Source organism: Allorhizobium sp. DMC15, assembly GCF_056314065.1.
The window spans coordinates 507,967-528,226 of sequence record NZ_JBQUZB010000004.1 but is presented as its reverse complement, the minus strand read 5'-3'; the positions used below and the strand labels follow the sequence as shown (position 1 = coordinate 528,226).

Here is a 20,260-nt window from a genome sequence, read left to right as displayed (position 1 = left end):
AGTTACGCACCGGTCTTTTTGTGCTTCGCGGGGCTCGAAAGCGAACCGTTGTCGAAGCCGGCCCAGACATGAACGAATCTTCGTTCTTTACCCCGCCGCCCGTTACGTGCCCGCAAACTATTACGCTTCCTGCGGAAAACCAAGCCTTTTTCTGTTTTTCCCGGAATTATCCTTAGCACGCGCAGCAAACACGTCAGTCTTGCTTGCGGCTGAAGATCAGCACCCGATCCCGCCCGCCGAGATCCCGATGCGCCTCTAGCCGCAAAAATCCCGCCTGTTCAAATACTTGCTGTACATCGCTCTGCTGGTCGAAGCCGATCTCCAGCCCGATGATGCCGCCGGAATTGAGATGAGCGCCCGCCTCTGCAGCAATGGCTCTATAGGCTTCCAGCCCGTCTTCGCCGCCATCCAGCGCCGCGACGGGATCGTGATTTGCCACTTCGGGCTCGAGCCCTTCCATCACGGCGCTGCGGATATAGGGCGGGTTCGACACGATGATATCGAAGCTATCGGGCGTTTGCGCGAACCACGGACCCATCCGAGGCGAAAACCGATCGGCAAGCCCGAGAGCCGCCGCGTTGGCCGCAGCCGTTGCAAGTGCATCCTCGGAGATATCGACACCGACGGCCATTGCCTCGGGACATTGCGCAAGAAGAGCGAGCGCAATCGCGCCTGTTCCCGTGCCGAGATCGACGATCTCTGCCGTCCCCTGTAAAGCAACCCTGTGTCGAAGATGCGGCAGAAGCGCATCGACGAGGACTTCGGTATCGGGTCTCGGTTCGAGTGTACCGGGACTGAGTTTCAGGTCGAGCCCATAGAACTCGCGCGATCCGAGAATCCGAAAGACCGGCTCCCTTGCTAGCCGCCGCAAGACGGCATCTTCGACCCGGAGGAGGTGATCTTCCCTCACCGCCCGGTCGCCGTCCAAAACCAGATCCGTATGAGTGAGCCCCAGCAACTCCATCACGAGGATGCGCGAATCCTGATCGGCATCGGCAAGACCCGCCTCCTCGAAGCGCCGGCGTGCGTCGTGGATCAGACCTCTCGCCGTCGCGCGTTTCTCACTCACTGGGTTTCGCCCAGTTGCGCGAGCTGCCCGGCCTGATAGTCGGAGATCAGGGCATCGACCATCTCATCGATATCGCCCTCGATCATCTTGTCCAGCTTGTAGAGCGTCAGGTTGATCCGGTGGTCGGTCACACGACCCTGGGGAAAATTGTAGGTTCGAATACGTTCAGATCGGTCGCCCGAACCGACCTGGCTCTTGCGGCTCGCCGAGCGCTCGCTGTCCGCCTTCTGTCGCTCGATGTCGTAGAGGCGCGAACGAAGCACCTGCATGGCTTTGGCGCGGTTCTGGTGCTGCGACTTTTCCGACGACGTAACGATCAATCCCGTCGGCAGATGCGTGATGCGCACGGCCGAGTCCGTCGTGTTGACGTGCTGTCCGCCGGCACCGGAGGAGCGCATCGTGTCGATGCGGATATCCTCGGGCTTGATCTCGATGTCGATCTCTTCCGCTTCCGGCAAGACTGCCACGGTCGCCGCCGAGGTGTGGATACGCCCGCTCGCCTCGGTCTCCGGCACGCGCTGCACCCGGTGCACACCGGATTCGAACTTCAGCTTGGAGAACACGCCGCGTCCACTGATCGTCGCGATGATTTCCTTGTAGCCGCCGGCTTCCCCGTCGCTGGCGGAAAGCACTTCCACCTTCCACCCCTTGGTGGAGGCAAAGCGCTCATACATCCGGAACAGATCGCCGGCGAACAGAGCCGCCTCCGATCCGCCGGTTCCCGCACGAATTTCCAGGATCGCACTTTTCTCGTCCGCGGCATCCTTCGGCAACAGCAGGATCTGCATTTCGCCTTCGAGCCCCTCGATCCGGGTCTCGATGTCGGGCAGCTCCATTTCGGCCAGATCCCGCATGTCGCGATCCGTCGCCTTGTCGGCCAGCATGGTCCGCAGATCCGCCGCCTCGTCGACGGCCGACTGATATTCGCGAATCTTCTTCACCACGGGCTCAAGCTCGGAATATTCCGAAGCGAGCTTCACATAGACGTCGGCTGCCGGCCCCGCCGACATTCGCGCCTCGATTTCGCCGAAGCGGCGTTCGAGTTCGCGCATTTTCTCGACAGGAAGCTTCGCCACCCTTTACTCCGGTTTCTTCGTCGAATGTCAGACGGGAATATTGTTCTCGGCCGCAAAGCGGACGAGTACCTCGCGCACTGACACGCCGGGTGTGTTGTCGTCAAGCGCAGCCGTCAGCACATCCGACAGCTGGGAGACGTCCAACCCGAGCAGCATGGCCTTCACCGGACCGATCGAGGTCGGCGACATGGAGATCGAGCGGAAGCCGATCCCGAGCAGCGCCATCGCCGAAAGCGGCTTCGACGCCATCTCGCCGCACAGCGTCACCGGCGTATCGTTGCGCTCGGACGCTCTCACGATGTCCCGCAGGATCCTGAGGAACGGCCGCCCCAGTACGTCGAACCGATCTGCCACCCGCGCATTGCCGCGATCGACCGCCATCGAGAACTGGAACAGGTCGTTGGAGCCGACGGACACGAAGTCCACCTCCTCCATCAGCTCGTCGAGCTGCCACATCAGCGACGGGACTTCCAGCATCGCGCCGAACTGCAGCTTCTTCGGCAGCTGGTGGCCGAACTTCGACAGATGCTGCACTTCCTTCTGCATCAGCTCGCGCACGGCACGGATTTCGGCGACCTCGGTCACCATCGGCAGCATCATCTTCAGCTCGGCACCGGAAGCCGCCTTGAGCAGAGCCCGCAACTGCGTGCGTAAGAGACCCGGCCGGTCCAGCGACAGGCGGATCGCCCGCCAGCCGAGCGCTGGGTTCTCTTCTTCCTGGCTGCGGAAATAGGACACGACCTTGTCGCCGCCGATATCGAGCGTCCGGAAGGTCACCGGCCGACCGGCCGCCTGCTTCAGCACGCTGCGATAAAAACTCTCCTGCTCCTCGCCCTTGGGCATGGTGGACGAGATCATGAACTGCAATTCGGTTCGAAACAGCCCGATACCATCAGCACCTGAATCCGCCAGCTGCGGCAGGTCGACCAACAGGCCCGCATTCATCTGCAGCTTGATCCGCCGCCCGTCCTTGGTCACCGGCTCGACATCACGCAGCGCCCGGAACTGTTCCTGCCGTTTGGCCCTGAGCTTGACCTTCTCTTCATAGGCCTTCTGCAGGTCGGCGACGGGGCGCACATGCACCTTGCCGTCGTCGCCATCGATGATCACGGGATCGCCGTTTTCGGCAAGCGCCACCGCACCCGCTGCCTGACCGACAACCGCAATGCCCATGGCGCGCGCCACGATGACGACGTGGCTGGTGACAGCACCCTCTTCGAGCACGAGCCCACGCAAATTGGCGCGCGGATAGTCCAGAAGTTCAGCCGCACCCATGGCGCGGGCAAAGACGATGGCGTCGTTCGGGAAACCTTCAGCCGTGCTGCGTGGCGAAAAGCCGGTCAGCTGCCTAAGCAGGCGGTTCGCCAGATCATCGAAGTCATGCATGCGTTCGCGCAAATATGGGTCCGTCAACCGGATCATGCGCGCCTTGGTATCGCTCTGCACCTTCTCGACCGCGGCTTCCGCCGTCAACCCGTTGTGGATCGCCTCTTCCATGCGCCGCACCCAGCCCTGGTCATGGGCAAACATGCGGTAGGTCTCGAGCACGTCGCGATGCTCGCCTTCCATGGAGATCTCGCGCCGCGACAGCATGTCGTCAATGGATATCCGGAGCGATCCGAGCGCATCGGCCAGCCTCCGGATTTCCATCTCACTGTCTTCGTTCAAGAGGTTGGTGACGACGATGCGCGGCTCATGCAGCACGACATAGCCGAGGCCGATGCCTTCCGAATAGCTGTCGCCGTCGATCGACACCGGACGCGTCAGGTCGAGTTCCAGACCAGGCCGCGTGATCTTTTTCAGTTCGCCGGTCGCGATCATTTCCGCCAGAACCATGGCGGTCGTCTCGAGCGCTTCGAGCTCGTCCTCGCGATAGTTCCGCGCAGCCTTGTTCTGCACGACGAGAACGCCGAGGCTTCGGCCGGCTCTGAGGATCGGCACGCCGAGGAAGGAGTGGTAAATCTCTTCGCCCGTCTCAGGGAGATAACGGAAAGCCGGATGCGCCTGGGCATCCGAAAGATTGAGCGATTGCGCCGACGCCGCGATCGTGCCGACGAGACCCTGGCCCATCTTCAACTGGGCCAAGTGAACGGCGTCCTTGTTCAGACCTTCCGTCGCATAGAGTTCCAGCACGCCGTCAGAGCGCAGCACATACACGGAGCACACTTCGGCGACCATGTTGCTCGCGATCTGGCGAACGATCCGGTCTAGACGCTCCTGCGGCTCGAGCGGCTCCGCCATCATTTCGCGCAGCCGCTTGAGCAGGACGCGGGGACCCGCAGAAAGGTCTCTCATCGCGTTTTGCTCCACTTCCCATTGGTCAGCGGACTGTTACCCGTGCCTTCTTAGGGGTCGGGCTTCGGCTCTCCGCTCTCAGGAATCAATTCTTATCCAGACCGTAGCAGGAATGCAAAGTGCGAACCGCGAGCTCTGCATACGGACCGTCGATCAGGATGGAAATCTTGATCTCGGACGTGGTGATGGCCTTGATGTTGATGCCCTTCTCGGCGAGCGCCCTAAACGCGGTCGCAGCAACACCCGCATGACTGCGCATGCCGATGCCGATGACCGAAACCTTGACCAGGCCCTTTTCGCTCTGGACGACGTCGAAGCCGATCTTCTCCTTGTTGGAGCCGAGAACGGCGAGCGCCTTGTCCACATCGCCCGAAGGCACCGTGAAGGTCATGTCGGTCTTTGAGCCATCTTCGGAGATGTTCTGGACGATCATGTCGACATTGATATGCGCTTCGGCCAGCGGTCCGAAGATGGCGGCAGAGACGCCCGGACGGTCGGACAGACGGCGCAGCGAGATCTGCGCTTCATCCTTGGCATAGGCGATACCGGTGACGACTTCCTGTTCCACGATCTCTTCCTCATCACAAATCAGCGTACCGGGCGGGTTCAGGAGATCGCCCATGCCCGGCGCATCGGGATCCTCAAAGCTGGAGCGCACGAAGGTGCGGACCTTGTGTACCATGGCAAGCTCGACCGAGCGGACCTGCAGCACCTTGGCGCCGAGCGATGCCATTTCCAGCATCTCTTCGAACGCAATCTTCTTCAGGCGGCGCGCCTTGGGCTCGATGCGCGGATCGGTCGTGTAGACGCCATCGACGTCCGTATAGATATCGCAGCGATCCGCCTTCAGGCCGGCGGCGATCGCCACGGCCGAGGTGTCGGAGCCGCCACGGCCGAGTGTCGCGATGCGGTTATCGGGACCGATGCCCTGGAAGCCGGCGACGACAGCGACCTGCCCCTCGCCCATGCGACGGACGATATCCGAGCCATCGATTTCCTGGATACGCGCCGCGCCATGGGCGTTGTCGGTCTTGATCGGGATCTGCCAGCCCTGCCAGGACCGCGCATTGATGCCCATCGACTGCAGCGCAATGGCAAGAAGCCCCGACGTCACCTGTTCGCCCGAGGCAACGACGGCATCATACTCGCGCGCATCGTAGAACGGCGAGTCTGCACCGGCCACCTTCGGCATGGTCTGCACCCAGTCGACCAACTCGTTGGTCTTGCCCGACATGGCGGAAACGACCACGGCCACTTCGTGACCGGCGTCCACTTCACGTTTCACATGGCGCGCCACGTTGTGGATGCGTTCCAGATTGGCGACGGAGGTCCCGCCGAATTTCATGACGATGCGAGCCATAGACTTGAACCATATGCCCTTGAGAACACGCCGCTGATGCGGCGAAGAAACTGACGACCTGCACCCGAGGCTGCAGGTTGCCGGGCTTTTAGCGAATATGTTCCTGGGGCGCAACGGTCAGGTGGGGCCGAAACGGTACGCCATGGCAGGGAAATTCGCCTGAAAACCGCAGCATTTCGGCTGCCTTAATTTGGAACCAATTCAGGCGCCAACCATCGCGCCACCGGGCTGGGAGCCGGTGTTTCAAGTTAAGCCGTTACTCCGGACAGGGTTGCATGACATCCAGCGCTGAACTCTCCCCACCCCGCGACGAGGCCGAAGCCGAAATCCGCGCTTCAATTCTCAACCGCTATGCCCGCCCTTTGGCCGCCATTGCCGCTCTCTTCGTCTTCGCCGCCGTGGGCTACGCCATTTACAGGCTGACGGAAGAGGTAACCTATGCCGATGTCGTAAACGGCCTGCGCTCCACGAGCCCGGGCTCGATTGCGCTCGCCATAGTCTTCACCGCATTGAGCTTCGCCACACTCTGCCTCTACGACGTCAATGCCCTCGCCTATATCGGCCGCCGCCGCCCCTGGGCCGAAGTGGCGCTCACGGCGTTTAGCGCCTATGCTGTCGGCAATGTCGCGGGCTTCGGCGCACTCTCCGGGGGCGCGATCCGTTACCGGGCCTATTCCCGCGCCGGATTGTCGCCCGATGACATCGGCCGCATCATCGCTTTTGTCACCGTCTCCTTCTCCGTCGGCCTGGTTCTGGTCACGGCGCTCGCCATCCTGCCGGTCGCAGGCGATATCGCCCCGCTGATCGGCCTGTCCCAGAACGTTCTCGTTGCCGGCGACGTGATCCTGCTTGCCGTGCTGGCAATCGTGCTGCTGCTCGCAAGCAGCAACGGCCTGACCATAGGCGGCCGGCGTCTGCAACTGGCCGACAGCCGCACCATGTCGCGGCAGTTCATTGTCACCGTTCTTGACGTCGCCTTCTCCGCCTCCGTGCTCTATGCCCTGTTGCCTCAGGCCGCCGACATCAGCTGGCCGACCTTCTTTACCGTCTATGCCGTTGCCATCGGCATCGGCATCATCAGCCATGTCCCTGCCGGCATCGGGGTTTTCGAAACCGTCATGGTGGCCGCCCTCGGCAGCAAGCTGGGCACGGAGGCCGTGCTCGCGTCGCTGGTCGCCTATCGCCTGATCTATTACGTACTGCCGCTGATTGTTGCGATCGTTCTGGTCACAATCGCCGAACTTCGTCAGCTCGCAGCAACGCCTCTCTCCGCCGGCGTTGCCCGCACCGCCGGCCGTTTGGCGCCGACGCTTCTCGCAACCCTTGCGCTCCTCCTCGGCGTCATGCTGGTCCTCTCCAGCGTCACGCCGGCGCCTGACGGCAATCTCGATGCCTTGGCGCAAGTTCTTCCTCTGCCGGTCCTCGAAGGCGCCCATTTCCTCGCCAGCATTCTCGGCCTCCTGCTGGTCATCGTGGCACGCGGCCTCGCCCAGCGCCTCGACGGCGCCTGGTGGTCCGCCATTTTCATCGCGATCGCAGCGCTCGTCCTGTCGCTTGCCAAGGCTGTGGCGATCTACGAAGCCGGCATGCTGGCGCTGCTGCTGGTCGGCCTCGTGGCGAGCCGCCGCCTCTTCCAACGACCGGCCTCACTCCTTCAGGCGCTGAATTCCGCCTGGCTGCTCGCAGTCGGTGTCCTTCTTGTCGGCGCCATCGCCGTCCTGCTGTTCGTCTATCGCGATGTCGAATACAGCCATGATCTCTGGTGGCAATTCGAATTCTCCGCTGAAGCCCCGCGCTCGCTGCGCGCCGTGCTCGGCCTTACGATCTTCTCCATGGCAATCAGCCTGTTCAGCCTCCTGCGCCCGGCCACCTTCGCGGTCCCGCCCGCCGAGGCACCCGATGTCGACAAGGCCGTCGAGATCCTTGATGGCAACGACATCGCCGACGCTAACCTCGTCCGAACCGGCGACAAGAGCGTGATGTTCTCGCCCGATGGCCAGGCCTTCCTGATGTATGCACGCCAGGGCCGCTCCTTCATCGCCTTTCTGGACCCGGTCGGGCCGAAAGCCTCGCGCGACGAGCTCGTGTGGCAATTCGTCGAAACGGCGCGTGCCGCGGGCTGCCGCGCCGTCTTTTACCAAGCCTCGCCGGCCCTGCTGCCCGCGATCGCCGATGCCGGCATGAAGGCCTTCAAGCTCGGCGAACTGGCGATGGTCGATCTCTCTCGCTTCGACCTCAAGGGTGGACGCTGGGCGACCCTGCGCCAGACCGCCACCCGCGGCGAACGCGACGGCCTCACCTTCGAGACCATCCCGGCGGATCAGGTGCCCGCGATCCTCGACGACCTGCGCCGCGTTTCCGACGGCTGGCTCGACCATCACTGCGCCCGGGAAAAAGGCTTCTCGCTCGGCGCCTTCACCGACGATTACATGACCGCCCAGCCGGTCGCGATCCTGCGTTGCGAAGGCCGGATTGTCGCCTTCGCCAACGTCTTGCTGACCGCCACCAAGGAGGAAGCCTCGATCGACCTCATGCGTTTCTCGCCGGATGCGCCGAAAGGCTCGATGGATTTTCTCTTCGTCCGCCTGATGAGCGAGTTGCGCGACCAGGGCTATCGCCACTTCAACCTCGGCATGGCGCCCCTTTCGGGCCTCTCACGCCGGCAGGTCGCGCCCGTCTGGGACCGCATCGCCAACACCTTTTACGAACACGGCGAACGCTTCTATAACTTCAAGGGGCTCAGAGCCTTCAAGGCCAAGTTCCATCCCGATTGGCAGCCGCGTTATCTCGCCGTGGCTGGCGGTCTCAACCCAGTCCTCGCGCTTCTCGACGCGACGCTTTTGATTGGCGGTGGACTGAAAGGCGTGGTGAAGAAATGACCTCGATCCTCAAGGCCCTCGCGCTGGTCCTCTCCTTGTCGACGGCCTCCGTCGCGCTGGCCGAAGACACCCCGCCGCTCGACTCCGGCATGATCCCGGCACCCCTGACACTCTTGCCCGACGACACCCCGAAGGCTCTGGTGGTGCTGCTCTCCGACAAGGACGGCTGGCAGGACGCCGATCAGCAGCAGGCCGAACGGCTGCAGGGCAACGGCGCCATCGTCGTCGGCATTGACACCCCGAAATATCTCGCATCCCTGGCCAAGGACACCGGCGACTGCATCTACACGGTGTCGGATATCGAGGAGCTCGGCCATCAGCTGCAGCGCAAGGCCGGCAACTCCGCCTTCCTGCCGCCGATCATCGCCGGCCGCGGTCAGGGCGGCGCACTCGCACTAGCCATCCTCGCCCAGACCCCGAAAGCCACGATCGGCCAGACCCTCGCCCTCGACCCGGAGGCAGGCATCCCCGTCACCAAACAGTTCTGCACCCCCGCCCAGAAGACGCTCACCGGTGACCGCATGGTCTACGGCCTGACAGACGGCGACCTGCCGGATCCGGCCACTGTCCTCCTGAGCCCGGCCGCGCCCGCCGATGGTCGGGACCATGTCGCGAGCCTCGTCAGCGCCCATCCGGATATCGACCAGCGCGACGTGAAGGACGACGTCGCCAAGGCCTATTCCGACGCGATCGACGAACTGATTGCCCTCGGCAACGCGGCCGACAATCCGCTCGGCCTGCCACTGACAATCCTCGAGACAACCCCGGCCAGCGATACGATGGCCGTCATCTATTCCGGTGATGGAGGCTGGCGAGACATCGACAGCGAAGTCGCGTCGAACCTGCAGGCTAGCGGCATTCCCGTCGTAGGTGTCGATTCACTCCGCTACTTCTGGTCGGAGCGAACGCCCGAGGAGACCAGCAACGACCTCGCGACCATCATGCGCACCTACCAGAAGCGCTGGAAGGTCCGGCATGTCCTGCTTGTCGGCTATTCTTTCGGCGCCGACATTCTGCCCGCCGCCTATAACGGCCTCTCAGACAAGATGAAGGCCCGCATCCCTCAGGTGAGTTTGCTCGCCCTGTCGCATCAGGTCGACTACGAAATCTCCGTTTCGGGCTGGCTGGGTGCCAGCGGCGGCAAGGGAGCCGGCGATCCGTTGGACGATATCAAACGGATCGACCCCTCCAAGGTCCAATGTTTCTATGGCGCTGATGAAGAGGACGATGCCTGCCGCGATCTCAAGGGCACGACGGTGGAAACTGTCGAGATCGACGGAGGCCACCACTTCGATGGCGACTATCCGGCTTTGGCCAAGCGCATTTCTGATGGGCTCGCCAAGCGAATGACCCCTTGAGAATAATTTCGAAGACACATGGCGGGCGGCCCTGAAGGCCGCCCGCCTGACTTGTTAACGGCAAGCGCTCGGATCGACCTTGCACTTTTCCTGCAGCATCTTCCTGAAGGGCAGCTGCCTGCGGTCATCATTCGAGTTTTGGGCGCGTTGCGGGCGACTGACGTCCGAATTCCGCTGGTCGTTTTTGCGCCAGAACGGATCGCGCCGATCATCGTCATTTTGCGGACGGCTGACATTGCCGCTGGGGCGGCGATCGCGATCCCGGTCGCGCCAGTTATGATCGCGATCACGCCAGCCGTCGTTATCCCGCCAGCGATCGCGGTCACGATAAAAAGGCCGGTTGCGATAATGGTCGTCCCAGTAGCGGCCGATACTGAAGGTCACGGTCGGGATGCCAAGCGGGCGATAATACTGCGGATCGACATAGACGCGGCGCTGCGAGTAGCTCGCCTGCAGATAAGAACCGGAGACCCAGCCGCGATAGCCCGCATAGGCGACATCACACCAGTTGGCGCTGGACAGGCATCCGCGAATGTCGACCCGGCTGCCGGTAGGAATGACGATGACGGCGGGATAGCGGGTGCTCGGGCCGGACCGCATGTTCACGTTGCCTGTCGAGAATGCCGGCGCCGCCTCGGCAATCGCCGGCAATCCGACCGTCGACACCGCCAAGGCAGTCATCATCCAAAACTTCTTCATGTCGTATCTCCTGCTGGCTTACGGCGAACCGTATCTCGTCGCTAAACGTTTGGCCGCGCAACCGGGTTCCGCCGCACAAACGTCCGGCTGCACTGCGACCACCCATACCCTTGACTTTGGCCGTTATCAGGACGACTTGGAGACCTGAGTTTTGCCAAGGGGTATCCGTCATGAGTGCAGACGCACGCACCACCATCGATCAGTCCGAGGTCGACCGCTTTTCGGCCATGGCGGCCGAGTGGTGGGATCCAACCGGCAAGTTCAAGCCTCTGCACAAGATCAATCCCGTGCGCCTCGCCTATATCCGCGACAAGGTTTCCGCCCATTACGGGCGTGATCCGAAGGCACACCGCCCTCTCGAAGGCCTTCGCGTACTCGACATCGGCTGCGGCGGAGGATTGCTTTCGGAACCGGTCGCCCGCATGGGCGCGAGCGTTCTCGGCGCTGATGCCTCTGAGAAGAACATCAAGATTGCCATGACCCACTCAGCCCAGAGCGGCGTCGAGGTCGATTATCGCGCCGTCACCGCCGAAGCCCTGGCCGCAGGCGGCGAGACCTTCGACGTCGTCTTGAACATGGAAGTCGTCGAACACGTCGCCGATGTCGAATTCTTCCTGTCGACCTGCGCCTCCATGGTGCGCCCGGGCGGCCTGATGCTGGTCTCCACCATCAACCGGACGATGAAGGCGGCAGCGCTCGCCATCGTCGGCGCGGAATACGTGCTGCGCTGGCTGCCGCGCGGTACGCATCAGTATGAAAAACTGGTCCGGCCGGAAGAGATCGAGGGGCCCCTTGCGCAGAGCGGCATGGGCGTCGTCGAGATGAAAGGCGTCTTCTTCAACCCTCTGCAAAACCAGTGGAACCTCTCGTCCGATATCGACGTGAACTACATGGTTCTCGCAAGCCGACCCGGATCTGCGTCGTGACGTCGCCGCGAGACGTCATCGACTGCTGGCTGCGCCACGGTCCCGACGCTTGGTTCTCGCGCAACGCCGCGCTCGACGCGGAGATCGAGTCGGACTATGCCGACCTGCATTTCCAGGCATCCTGCTGCGCCCTTTCCGAATGGGAACAGACGCCGGAGGGCACGCTTGCGCTGCTCCTCCTGCTCGACCAGTTCCCGAGAAACCTCTTTCGCGGCAGCGGGCATTCCTACGCCACTGATCCGCTTGCCCGTATGACGGCCCGCCGCGCGCTCGCCAAGGGCTTAGACAAGCATGTCGAGCCTATCCTTCGCCCCTTCTTCTATCTGCCCTTCGAACATTCGGAAGACATGGAGGACCAGCGCTACAGCGTTTCGTTGTTCGAGAAGCATAAGGACGAGACCGGCGATCCCGAGCCGCTGAAATGGGCGATTGTCCATCTGGAGCTGATCGAACGCTTCGGCCGCTTTCCCCACAGAAACGCCGCCTTGGGTCGTGAGACGACAGCCGAGGAACAGGCCTATCTCGACGCCGACGGGTTCAAGGGTTGAACAGCGTCAGACGGGCAGTTTGAGGACAGCATCGAGCAGTTCGCCCTGAGCGGTGAGGTTCTCCGCCCCCAGTTGCTTCATCAAGGCGCGGTCGATTTCCACGGGTCGGCCTTCCGGATCATAGGGCTCCTTGAACGTGAAGCACTGCGGCCCGCTGCCATGGTCGAAAAGCATTTCGAGGCGTTTTGCCCCCTCCTCCCAATCCGGTCTCCTGCCGGCAGGCACCCAGAACAGGACCATCGGCGGCCATTCCTGGACGACGTTCCAGTTGCGTGCGTGCTTGAGGGCATCGGCATGCACGCCGGTATACGTGAAGGCCATCAGGCTCTCGATGTCCCGCCACAAGGACAGCGACGACACGCCTTCAGCGGCGCCATGTTCGGTAAGAAAGCGTGGGAAGACGAGCGGCCCCCAACTGCGCGGACCAGGTACGCCCTTGTAGCCGGATCGCGCGACGAACCCCGGGGCACGCTCCGCAGCCGCGAAGTTCATCGGCTCCCGTAGGACGAAGCCGCGCGCGGCGGCACTGTCGGAGGCATCGACATGAATGCCGAAATTATAGATCGCGAGCTGGTGGCCCGCCGCTGTCAATTCACATCATCCGGCAGAACCGGAAGCGGCGCGATCTCGATCCCTTCCTCGATCAACGACTTCACCTCGACGGGTGAAGCCTGGCCGATGATGCCGCGGGCTTCCGCCTCGCCGTAATGGATCTTGCGCGCTTCCTCGGGAAACTTCGCGCCGACATCCTCGCTGCTGGCGCGGATCTCGCGGATGGCGTCCTTGAGCTTCACGAAAGCCTGCTTCTGCGCTTCGGAGACCGCGAGCGCTTGCGTCTCGTCTTTCTGTCGCGCGGTCGCCACCGCCGGCGCCATCAGCACCTTGGACACTTCCGCCGAACCGCAGACGGGGCACGTCAGAAAGCCGGTTTCCTTCTGACGATCGAAATCGGCACTCTGCGAGAACCAGCCTTCAAACTCATGGGCCTTCTCGCAGCACAGAGAGTATCGGATCAAACCGTCACGCCCCCCTTTGCGAGTTGAGGCGCCATATCGAGCTGGAAATCGCGCCCGTTCTTCAGGTTCGGGATCTTGGCCCGGCAGGCCTTGACCGCCTCGAGATCGATATCGGCGATCACCACCGCCTCGCCGGAGCCACCAGCCGAAGCAAGCACCTTGCCCCAGGGGCCGACGATCATCGAGTGCCCGAAAGTCTCGCGGCCATCTTCATGCACGCCGGCTTGCGCCGCCGAAATGACATAGGCGCCGTTCTCAATCGCACGCGCCCGCAGCAGGATCTCCCAATGCGCCTCTCCGGTCTGCTTCGTGAAGGCCGCGGGCGTCGTCAGGATTTCCGCACCCGCCATGGCCTCCGCCCGGAAAAGATGCGGGAAGCGCACATCGTAGCAGACGCCGAAGCCGAGCTTGCCGAACGGCAGGTCCGCCACCACGGCCCGCTCACCGGGGCGATAGACCGCACTTTCGCGCCAGCTCTCGCCATTGTCGAGATCGACGTCGAACATGTGGATCTTGTCGTAGGATGTGATCTTGTGGCCATCGGGGCCGAACAGGAAAGCACGATTGGCGATCTTGCCATCGGCAAGCTTGATCGCGGTCGACCCGACATGCAGATGGATCTTCAGCTCTTTCGCCAGGTCCGACGCCGCCTTGACGATCAGGTCGCTGTCTTCGTCGCGCAGGACCGCAGCCAAGCCGGCGCGGTCCTTTTGTACGGCACCCGTCATCTCCGGCGTCTGCACATAGATCGCGCCCTTCGCGGCAGCGTCGCGCACGAGCCGGGCCATGGCTTGCGCATTCTTCTCCGGGTCTACCCCGGAACACATCTGGACGGCGGCGGCCTTGAACACCATGGATCGTCTTTCTTCAGAGAAATTCCAGCAAAAACGCGTGGCAGTTTGGGTCCGAAATTTCGTCACAACAAGAGCCGAGAGCGCATTTTGTGACGAGGAGAAACGCGGATATGCCTCAACCGGCGAGAAGCGGATCCAGCTTGCCGGCCCGATCGAGCGCATGCAGGTCGTCGCAGCCGCCGACATGCTGGCCGCCGATGAATATCTGCGGAAAGGTGTTGCGGCCGGACTTGGCGATCATCTCCTCGCGCAGCTCCGGCTTGCCAGTGGCATCGTACTCGATATAGGGAACGCCCTTCTTGTCGAGCAACGCCTTTGCGCTGGCGCAATAGCCGCAGAACTGGCGGGTATAAACGGTGACATCAGCCATGGGAAACTCCTCGGGAGAGGGGCACGAAAAATGTGCTGTGAAGGACAGAGCCCTCATATAGGCCCGGACAAAGCCCTTGCAAAGGTCAAAACAGTGACATCCGCGGCCCCTGCCCTCTTCAGGGCAGCGGAGGCTGCGCTGACCGTCGCCCCGGTCGTATAGACATCGTCGATCAGGACGAGCCGCCGCCCGAAGACAAGATCCTCCCGCCCTTCCGGCACCGCGAAGGCGCCGCGCACGTTGAGCGCCCGCTGGTTCGCCGTCAGCCCCACCTGCTGCTGCGTCCGCTTGCGCCGCACCAGCGCCTCGGCGAGAAACGGCTTGCCCGCCTGCCGCCCCACATGCCGCGCCAGTTCCGCCGACTGGTTGAACATCCGCCGGAACATCCGCATGCGGTGCAGAGGCACGGCAAGCACCGCGTCGGCCGCAGCGACCTCGGCGGAGGCCGCCCGCACCATCCAGGCCGCCATCATCGGCGCGAGATCGGTCCGGTCGCGGTATTTCAACCCATGCACCAGATGCCGCGCCACCCCCTCATGCAGCGCCACGGAGCGCAGCCGGTCGAAGATCGGCGGATGAGCAATTGCCTCCGGCGACAGCATGCCCTCGCCCGGATCGTGTGCAAACGGCAGTCCCAGAACCTCGCAGAACGGCCGCTCGATCAAGCGCAGACTCGCCCAGCAATCGCTGCACAGCGCATTGTGCGCCAGGGTCTGGACATGGCAATGGGCGCAGGTCGGTGGATAGACGAGGTGAAACAGCCCGCGCAGCAACATCCCGGAACGTTCCAGGCTGACGGAGAGCGATTTCTGCACTAAGTGAGCCACCATGCGCTGACTTTACGCCTCAAGGGACGTCGAGCCAATCCGCGTCATCAAGGGAAGACCGCCATGAACGAGATTTTCGATGAAGCTCTGATCGCCCGCAACCGCAGCCGCGCCCGGGCGCAAAAGGCGGAAGGGGCCGATTTTTTGCTGGAGTTGACGGCGCGCGAACTCGCCGACCGACTGGCCATCGTCGAACGCCGCTTCGACCGGGCCGTCGAACTCTTTGGCGGAAGCGGGCTCACGGCAAAGGCGGCCCTCGCCACCGGCAAGATCGCAGATCTTGAGCGGATCGAAACCGATGCGATCCTGCTCGACGCGGGCAGTGGACGCGTCACCAACTTCGAAAGCGTCCCCCTGGAGCCCCAGTCGGTCAACTTGATCCTCTCGCCGCTCTCCCTGCACCTGACCAATGACACGCCGGGTATGCTGATCCAGATGCGCCGCGCGCTGAAGCCGGATGGCCTGCTGCTTGCCGCCATTCCGGGTGCGGGCACATTGGCCGAACTGCGCGACGTCCTCTTGGCAGCGGAGACCGAGATATACGGCGGTGCCAGCCCTCGCGTCGTGCCCTTCGCCGATATCCGCGACATCGGCGCGCTCATGCAGCGCTCGGGCTTTGCCCTTCCCGTCATTGATGAGGAGAGTTTTACGGTCCGCTACGACCATATCTTCGCGCTGATGCGGGACCTGAAGGCCATGGGCATGGCCAATCCCTTGATCGGCCGCAGCCGGAAACCGGTCTCACGCCGCTTCTTCCTGCGCGCCGCAGAGCTCTACGCCGAGCGTTACGCCGATCCGGACGGTCGCATCCGTGCAACCTTCTCGATCGTCTTCGTCTCGGGCTGGTCACCCCATGAAAGTCAGCAGAAACCCTTGAAGCCCGGCTCCGCAAAGATGCGCCTGGCCGACGCGCTGGACCCGAACAGGGCGATACCGCTTGGCCGGGAAGGCAGCGATTAGCTCCAGGCCGCCGTGATCGTCGTCGTCACGGTTTCGAAGACACCTTGGACGGAGCCGCTCAATGCCCCGAACCCGCTGATCAGGGCAACACTCATGATGGCGGCGATCAGGCCGTACTCGATCGCGGTTGCGCCGCTCTGGTCGGCGATCATGTCACGCAATGGACGCATGCGGTCTCCTGGCGATCGAGCAGGACCCTGCCGTGCAGGGTTCCCGGCACGGTGGTGATTAACAGGCCTGGCCGGAGCCGTAGCCATCGATGATGCAGACGGAACCGGGTGTTTCCTGAAGTACGCTGCGACGGATCGTATAGCGTTTGCCCGGATCACCCTTCGGGATCGAACCCGTGGTCATCATGTCGTAGTCGGCAGGCTCGAAAGCCAGCGTCTTGCGGTCGGTCTTTGAGGCGAGCATCGGCGTCAGGACAAGCGAAAGGGCAATCGCAGCCGTGCCGAAAAGCAAGGCGATATTGAGTACACCAGTCCGACCGGACTTGATCGAAGACCGCTCTCTCGACCGTGCGGCCTTCCAGAAATCCTCGTTTACCATGATACGCTCCACACACGTTTACGACGCATGAACAGAGGGTATATTGCGGTGCGGTGTATAAACTTTGCGTTAACGACGCGCCAAGAATTCGAGCCTGCTTAGAGAAGATCCTGGAGAAACGGGATCAGCGGTTCGTCGGCCGGCGGCATGGGATAATCCCGCAGCGCCTTCGATTTCACCCATTTGATCGCCTGCCCTTCCCGCCCCTGGGGAATCCCCTCGTAACGCCGGCAGATATAGAGCGGCATCAGCAGGTGGAATTTCTCGTAGGTGTGGCTGGCAAAGGTCAGAGGAGCCAGGCATGCCACTTTGGTGACGATGCCCAATTCCTCGTTGAGTTCCCGCACCAGCGTCTCTTCCGGCGTTTCTCCGGCTTCAACCTTGCCGCCGGGAAACTCCCACAGACCAGCGAGCGACTTGCCCTGCGGCCGCTGCGCCAGAAGAATGCGGTTGTCGGCATCGACGAGTGCGCAGGCAGCAACGAGCAGAATCGGCTTCTTCTCATCGCTCATGCTGCATCCTTCTTTCGCCAGTAATGATAGCGATAGGCCTCTTTGAAACCCGTTCTCGCATAAAGCGCGAGCGCCGCCTCGTTCGTGGCGACCACCTGAAGCCAGGCGGTGCGCGCGCCGCGCATCCGCGCCCAGCGCAGCGCCGTGCTCAGGATCTCGACGCCCAATCCCTGACCTCGTCTGTCGGCACGCACGGCAAGCGACATGATGCCGGCGAGATCGTTGTCCTGGACGCAGAGCGTCGCGGCCAATGGCCCGCTCTGCGGATCCTCGATAACGAAGAGGCCGGTCGGTGGCTTGATGCCAGTGATGATTTCCGCCAAAGCCGGCTTCAGCGCCGGATCTGTTCCGTGAACGGTGATATCGGCATCGACGAACCGCCCAACGTCATGGGTCGGCAGATGATCCATGGTATCGGGAAGTTCGAGCGTCGCGAGATCGCAGGTCATGGTGACCACATCCTCGAAACACTCCCAACCACTCGCCTCCAGGTGATCGATCAACTGCTTGGGCGAAAGCGGCGTCTGCCGGATCAGCAGCGGCCGGCCATGCGCTTCGAAGCGACGGGAAGCCTTCTCGAGGCGCAGGGCAATGTCGCGATGATCGGACGGATCCAGCGCGACGACGCAGTTCAGCCGCTTCGATGGATGGCTGCCGGTCAGCCGCACCTGCCAGCTGCCGTCATAGACCACGCTGCTGGCCGGCCAGGCGCGAAAGCCAACGGCCTCCAGACGCCTGACGAGCGGCAGATTGGGCTCGGAATATGTCATCTGCATTCCGGGTTCAGCTCCGGTAGTCGCCGTTAATCGCGACATATTCCTTGGTCAGATCGCAGGTCCACACCGTCGCCGTTCCGGATCCCAGCCCGATATCGACGGTGACCGGAATATCTTCTTTCTCCATGACCGCCGTGGTCGCGGCTTCCGAGTAATCCGGATCGCGCTCACCATTGACGGCCACGCGGACGTCGCCAAACCAGATGGCCAGACGGTCGCGGTCCGCCATTTCGCCGGACTTGCCGACGGCCATGACAATACGGCCCCAATTGGCATCTTCGCCGGCAACGGCCGTCTTGACCAGCGGCGAATTCGCGATCGACAGAGCGATCTTCTTGGCCGCGAGATCGGTCTCGGCACCCTTGACGGTCACGGCAACCATTTTACGGGCACCTTCGCCGTCACGCACCACCTGCAGCGCGAGATCCTTCAGCAGATCGTTGAGCGCTTGGCGGAATTCGGCAAGACGTGCATCGTCTGCGCGATCCACGCTCGCCTGGCCGTCGGCAGCAGCCGCACCGGTCGCAAACAGCAGCAGCGTGTCGGAGGTCGACGTGTCGCTGTCGACGGTGATCGAATTGAAGCTCGGCTCGACACCCTCGGAAAGAAGCGCCTGCAGCGCGGTCGAGGAAATGGCGGCATCCGTCACGACGAAAGAGAGCATCGTCGCCATATCGGGCGCGATCATGCCGGCGCCCTTGGCAATACCGTTGATCGTGACGGCGACGCCGTCGATCGTGGCCGAACGCGTCGCGACCTTCGGATAGGTATCCGTGGTCATGATCGCCTTGGCGGCTTCGAGCCAGAAATCACCCTTGGCGTCGGCGGCCATCTGGTCAAGCACGCCGGCAAACTTCGTCGCATCGAGCGGCTCGCCGATCACGCCGGTCGATGCGAGGTAGATCTCTTTCTCGCCGCAGCCCAGCGCGGATGCTGCAGACTTGGCCGTCAGATCCGTCGCCGCCTTGCCCTTCACGCCGGTAAAGGCATTCGCATTGCCCGAATTCACCACCACGCCGCGCGCAACGCCATGGCCGAGATTCTGTCGGCAGAAATCGACAGGAGCCGACGGGCATTTCGACTTGGTGAAGACCCCTGCAACAGCAGCCGGGCTATCGAAGGCCATCAACAGCACATCGGTGCGGTTCTTGTACTTGATACCGGCCGCCGCCGTTGCCATCCGCACACCGCGGATGACGGGCATATCGACATAGGATTTCGGGGCGAGCGGAGAAATGCTGGAAGACATGGTGCCTGGCCTGTACTGGAAGGCCCGCAAACTGCGGGCCTTTTGATGATGCTATGGATGCGACGGGATCGGCAGCTTACTGCTGCGCCTGCTGCTTGTTGGCCTCTTCATAGCCCTTGCGCAGGGTTTCGTCGACAATCTCGACCTTCTGCTCGGCCTTCGCCTTCTCGATCAGCGCAAGATACTTGTCGCGCATGACGAGTTGACGAACCTGCTGCTCGACCGCTTCGAAAGCCGGCGGAGCGGCTTCGCGCTTGTCTTCGAGCAGGATGACGTGGAAGCCGAACTGCGTCTTCACCGGGGTCTTGGTATAGGTGCCCTTCTCCAGCGCAAACGCAGCTTCTTCGAATTCCGGAACCATGCGGCCCTTCGTGAAGTAGCCCAGATCGCCGCCTTCCGACTTGTTCGGATCCGTCGACTTCTCCTTCGCCAGATCAACGAAGCTCTTGCCGGCGTCGAGTTCGGCGATGATCGCCTTGGCTTCGTCTTCCGTCTTCACCAGGATGTGGCGAGCGCGGATTTCTTCCTGCTTCGGAAGGGCTGCCACTTCCTTGTCGTAACGCGCCTTCACCTCTTCGGGGGTGACGGCATCAACGACGTTCTTCTTGAAATAGGCATTGTGCAGTTCGCGCTCGGCGATGAAGGCCAGGCGACGCTGATATTCCGGATCGTCCTTCAGGCCGGCAGCCTCGGCATTGGCTGCGAGCAGCTTCACGTCGATGGCGCCGGAGAGGGCAGCAACCTTCTTCTGCTCGTCAGGCAGCTGGGAGAGCTGCGGATCGAGATTGGCAATGGCGAGATCGAGTTCGGACTGCTTAATTTCCAGCGAGCCGACCTTGGCCACGACGGCATCCTCGGCAGAGGCGACGCCCTGGAAGGCGATGAGCGATACGCAGGCGGCGAGAACGATTTTATTGAGGCGAAGCATGAAAGACCT

The 20,260-nt window shown here is 62.6% G+C and carries 21 protein-coding genes; 5 read left to right on the top strand and 16 right to left on the bottom strand.

From position 1 onward, the window contains the following. Positions 1 to 193: 193 nt before the first annotated feature. From prmC to ACT53S_RS20080, 4 genes are all read right to left on the bottom strand, one after another. Positions 194 to 1,069 carry a peptide chain release factor N(5)-glutamine methyltransferase gene (gene prmC, locus ACT53S_RS20095; RefSeq protein WP_476068262.1) on the bottom strand — a complete coding sequence of 292 codons (876 nt, stop codon included), beginning with the start codon at positions 1,067 to 1,069 and terminating at the stop codon, positions 194 to 196. Further along, complete coding sequence (gene prfA / locus ACT53S_RS20090; RefSeq protein WP_476068261.1) at positions 1,066 to 2,145, bottom strand: peptide chain release factor 1; 1,080 nt, start codon at positions 2,143 to 2,145, stop codon at positions 1,066 to 1,068. The genes prmC and prfA overlap by 4 nt, the downstream gene beginning before the upstream one ends. A 27-nt stretch (positions 2,146 to 2,172) precedes the next feature. Then, complete coding sequence (ptsP, locus tag ACT53S_RS20085; protein WP_476068260.1) at positions 2,173 to 4,440, bottom strand: phosphoenolpyruvate--protein phosphotransferase; 2,268 nt, start codon at positions 4,438 to 4,440, stop codon at positions 2,173 to 2,175. A gap of 85 nt (positions 4,441 to 4,525) precedes the next feature. Further along, on the bottom strand, positions 4,526 to 5,800 hold the full coding sequence (locus ACT53S_RS20080) for an aspartate kinase (protein WP_113378307.1): 1,275 nt from the start codon (positions 5,798 to 5,800) through the stop codon (positions 4,526 to 4,528). Positions 5,801 to 6,075: 275 nt separating this feature from the next. On the opposite strand from ACT53S_RS20080, the gene mprF reads away from it, so the two are divergent. Both mprF and ACT53S_RS20070 read left to right on the top strand, forming a co-directional pair. Further along, positions 6,076 to 8,679: a bifunctional lysylphosphatidylglycerol flippase/synthetase MprF gene (mprF, locus tag ACT53S_RS20075; RefSeq protein WP_476068259.1), complete on the top strand. Its 2,604-nt coding sequence runs from the start codon at positions 6,076 to 6,078 to the stop codon at positions 8,677 to 8,679. Continuing rightward, positions 8,676 to 10,037, top strand: coding sequence for a virulence factor family protein (locus ACT53S_RS20070; protein ID WP_476068258.1), 1,362 nt, complete (start codon positions 8,676 to 8,678; stop codon positions 10,035 to 10,037). The genes mprF and ACT53S_RS20070 overlap by 4 nt, the downstream gene beginning before the upstream one ends. A 54-nt stretch (positions 10,038 to 10,091) precedes the next feature. On the opposite strand, the gene ACT53S_RS20065 is transcribed toward ACT53S_RS20070, so the two are convergent. Beyond that, positions 10,092 to 10,736: an SH3 domain-containing protein gene (locus ACT53S_RS20065; RefSeq protein WP_476068257.1), complete on the bottom strand. Its 645-nt coding sequence runs from the start codon at positions 10,734 to 10,736 to the stop codon at positions 10,092 to 10,094. Positions 10,737 to 10,906: 170 nt separating this feature from the next. Between ACT53S_RS20065 and ubiG the strand changes: the two genes are divergently transcribed. Further along, a complete protein-coding gene (gene ubiG, locus ACT53S_RS20060; RefSeq protein ID WP_476068256.1) occupies positions 10,907 to 11,662 on the top strand; it encodes a bifunctional 2-polyprenyl-6-hydroxyphenol methylase/3-demethylubiquinol 3-O-methyltransferase UbiG in 756 nt (251 codons plus the stop codon). Further along, entirely contained in the window at positions 11,659 to 12,210 is a 552-nt protein-coding gene (locus ACT53S_RS20055) for a DUF924 family protein (protein WP_476068255.1), read from the top strand. Before ubiG ends, ACT53S_RS20055 begins: the two co-directional genes overlap by 4 nt. A 6-nt stretch (positions 12,211 to 12,216) precedes the next feature. On the opposite strand, the gene ACT53S_RS20050 is transcribed toward ACT53S_RS20055, so the two are convergent. From ACT53S_RS20050 to ACT53S_RS20030, 5 genes are all read right to left on the bottom strand, one after another. Continuing rightward, a complete protein-coding gene (locus tag ACT53S_RS20050; RefSeq protein WP_476068254.1) occupies positions 12,217 to 12,801 on the bottom strand; it encodes a DUF3291 domain-containing protein in 585 nt (194 codons plus the stop codon). After that, the gene (locus ACT53S_RS20045; protein ID WP_142071430.1) at positions 12,798 to 13,226 is read right to left on the bottom strand and encodes a DUF1178 family protein; all 429 of its coding nucleotides are present in this window, start codon (positions 13,224 to 13,226) and stop codon (positions 12,798 to 12,800) included. Before ACT53S_RS20045 ends, ACT53S_RS20050 begins: the two co-directional genes overlap by 4 nt. Then, on the bottom strand, positions 13,223 to 14,080 hold the full coding sequence (locus tag ACT53S_RS20040) for a carbon-nitrogen hydrolase family protein (protein WP_476068253.1): 858 nt from the start codon (positions 14,078 to 14,080) through the stop codon (positions 13,223 to 13,225). Before ACT53S_RS20040 ends, ACT53S_RS20045 begins: the two co-directional genes overlap by 4 nt. Before the next feature lie 115 nt (positions 14,081 to 14,195). Then, positions 14,196 to 14,450 (bottom strand): glutaredoxin 3, encoded by a 255-nt coding sequence (grxC, locus tag ACT53S_RS20035; protein WP_476068252.1) that lies wholly within the window; start codon positions 14,448 to 14,450, stop codon positions 14,196 to 14,198. A 53-nt stretch (positions 14,451 to 14,503) separates the two neighbouring features. Further along, positions 14,504 to 15,226, bottom strand: a complete 723-nt coding sequence (locus ACT53S_RS20030) for a ComF family protein (protein WP_476068288.1) — start codon at positions 15,224 to 15,226, stop codon at positions 14,504 to 14,506. Positions 15,227 to 15,340: 114 nt separating this feature from the next. On the opposite strand from ACT53S_RS20030, the gene ACT53S_RS20025 reads away from it, so the two are divergent. Continuing rightward, on the top strand, positions 15,341 to 16,237 hold the full coding sequence (locus tag ACT53S_RS20025; RefSeq protein ID WP_142071435.1) for a methyltransferase domain-containing protein: 897 nt from the start codon (positions 15,341 to 15,343) through the stop codon (positions 16,235 to 16,237). Here ACT53S_RS20025 and ACT53S_RS20020 read toward each other — a convergent pair. The 6 genes from ACT53S_RS20020 to ACT53S_RS19995 all read right to left on the bottom strand — a co-directional run bounded on the left by ACT53S_RS20020 (position 16,234) and on the right by ACT53S_RS19995 (position 20,251). Continuing rightward, on the bottom strand, positions 16,234 to 16,407 hold the full coding sequence (locus ACT53S_RS20020; RefSeq protein ID WP_113378295.1) for a Flp family type IVb pilin: 174 nt from the start codon (positions 16,405 to 16,407) through the stop codon (positions 16,234 to 16,236). The genes ACT53S_RS20025 and ACT53S_RS20020 overlap by 4 nt on opposite strands. A 58-nt stretch (positions 16,408 to 16,465) precedes the next feature. Continuing rightward, positions 16,466 to 16,786 (bottom strand): hypothetical protein, encoded by a 321-nt coding sequence (locus tag ACT53S_RS20015; RefSeq protein WP_113378294.1) that lies wholly within the window; start codon positions 16,784 to 16,786, stop codon positions 16,466 to 16,468. Positions 16,787 to 16,884: 98 nt separating this feature from the next. Continuing rightward, complete coding sequence (mutT, locus tag ACT53S_RS20010; protein ID WP_113378293.1) at positions 16,885 to 17,298, bottom strand: 8-oxo-dGTP diphosphatase MutT; 414 nt, start codon at positions 17,296 to 17,298, stop codon at positions 16,885 to 16,887. After that, positions 17,295 to 18,068 carry a GNAT family N-acetyltransferase gene (locus ACT53S_RS20005; protein ID WP_142071437.1) on the bottom strand — a complete coding sequence of 258 codons (774 nt, stop codon included), beginning with the start codon at positions 18,066 to 18,068 and terminating at the stop codon, positions 17,295 to 17,297. The genes mutT and ACT53S_RS20005 overlap by 4 nt, the downstream gene beginning before the upstream one ends. A gap of 13 nt (positions 18,069 to 18,081) precedes the next feature. Then, entirely contained in the window at positions 18,082 to 19,323 is a 1,242-nt protein-coding gene (gene argJ / locus ACT53S_RS20000) for a bifunctional glutamate N-acetyltransferase/amino-acid acetyltransferase ArgJ (RefSeq protein ID WP_476068251.1), read from the bottom strand. 76 nt (positions 19,324 to 19,399) lie between these two features. Then, the gene (locus ACT53S_RS19995) at positions 19,400 to 20,251 is read right to left on the bottom strand and encodes a peptidylprolyl isomerase (RefSeq protein ID WP_142071439.1); all 852 of its coding nucleotides are present in this window, start codon (positions 20,249 to 20,251) and stop codon (positions 19,400 to 19,402) included. Between the last annotated feature and the right edge of the window lie 9 nt (positions 20,252 to 20,260).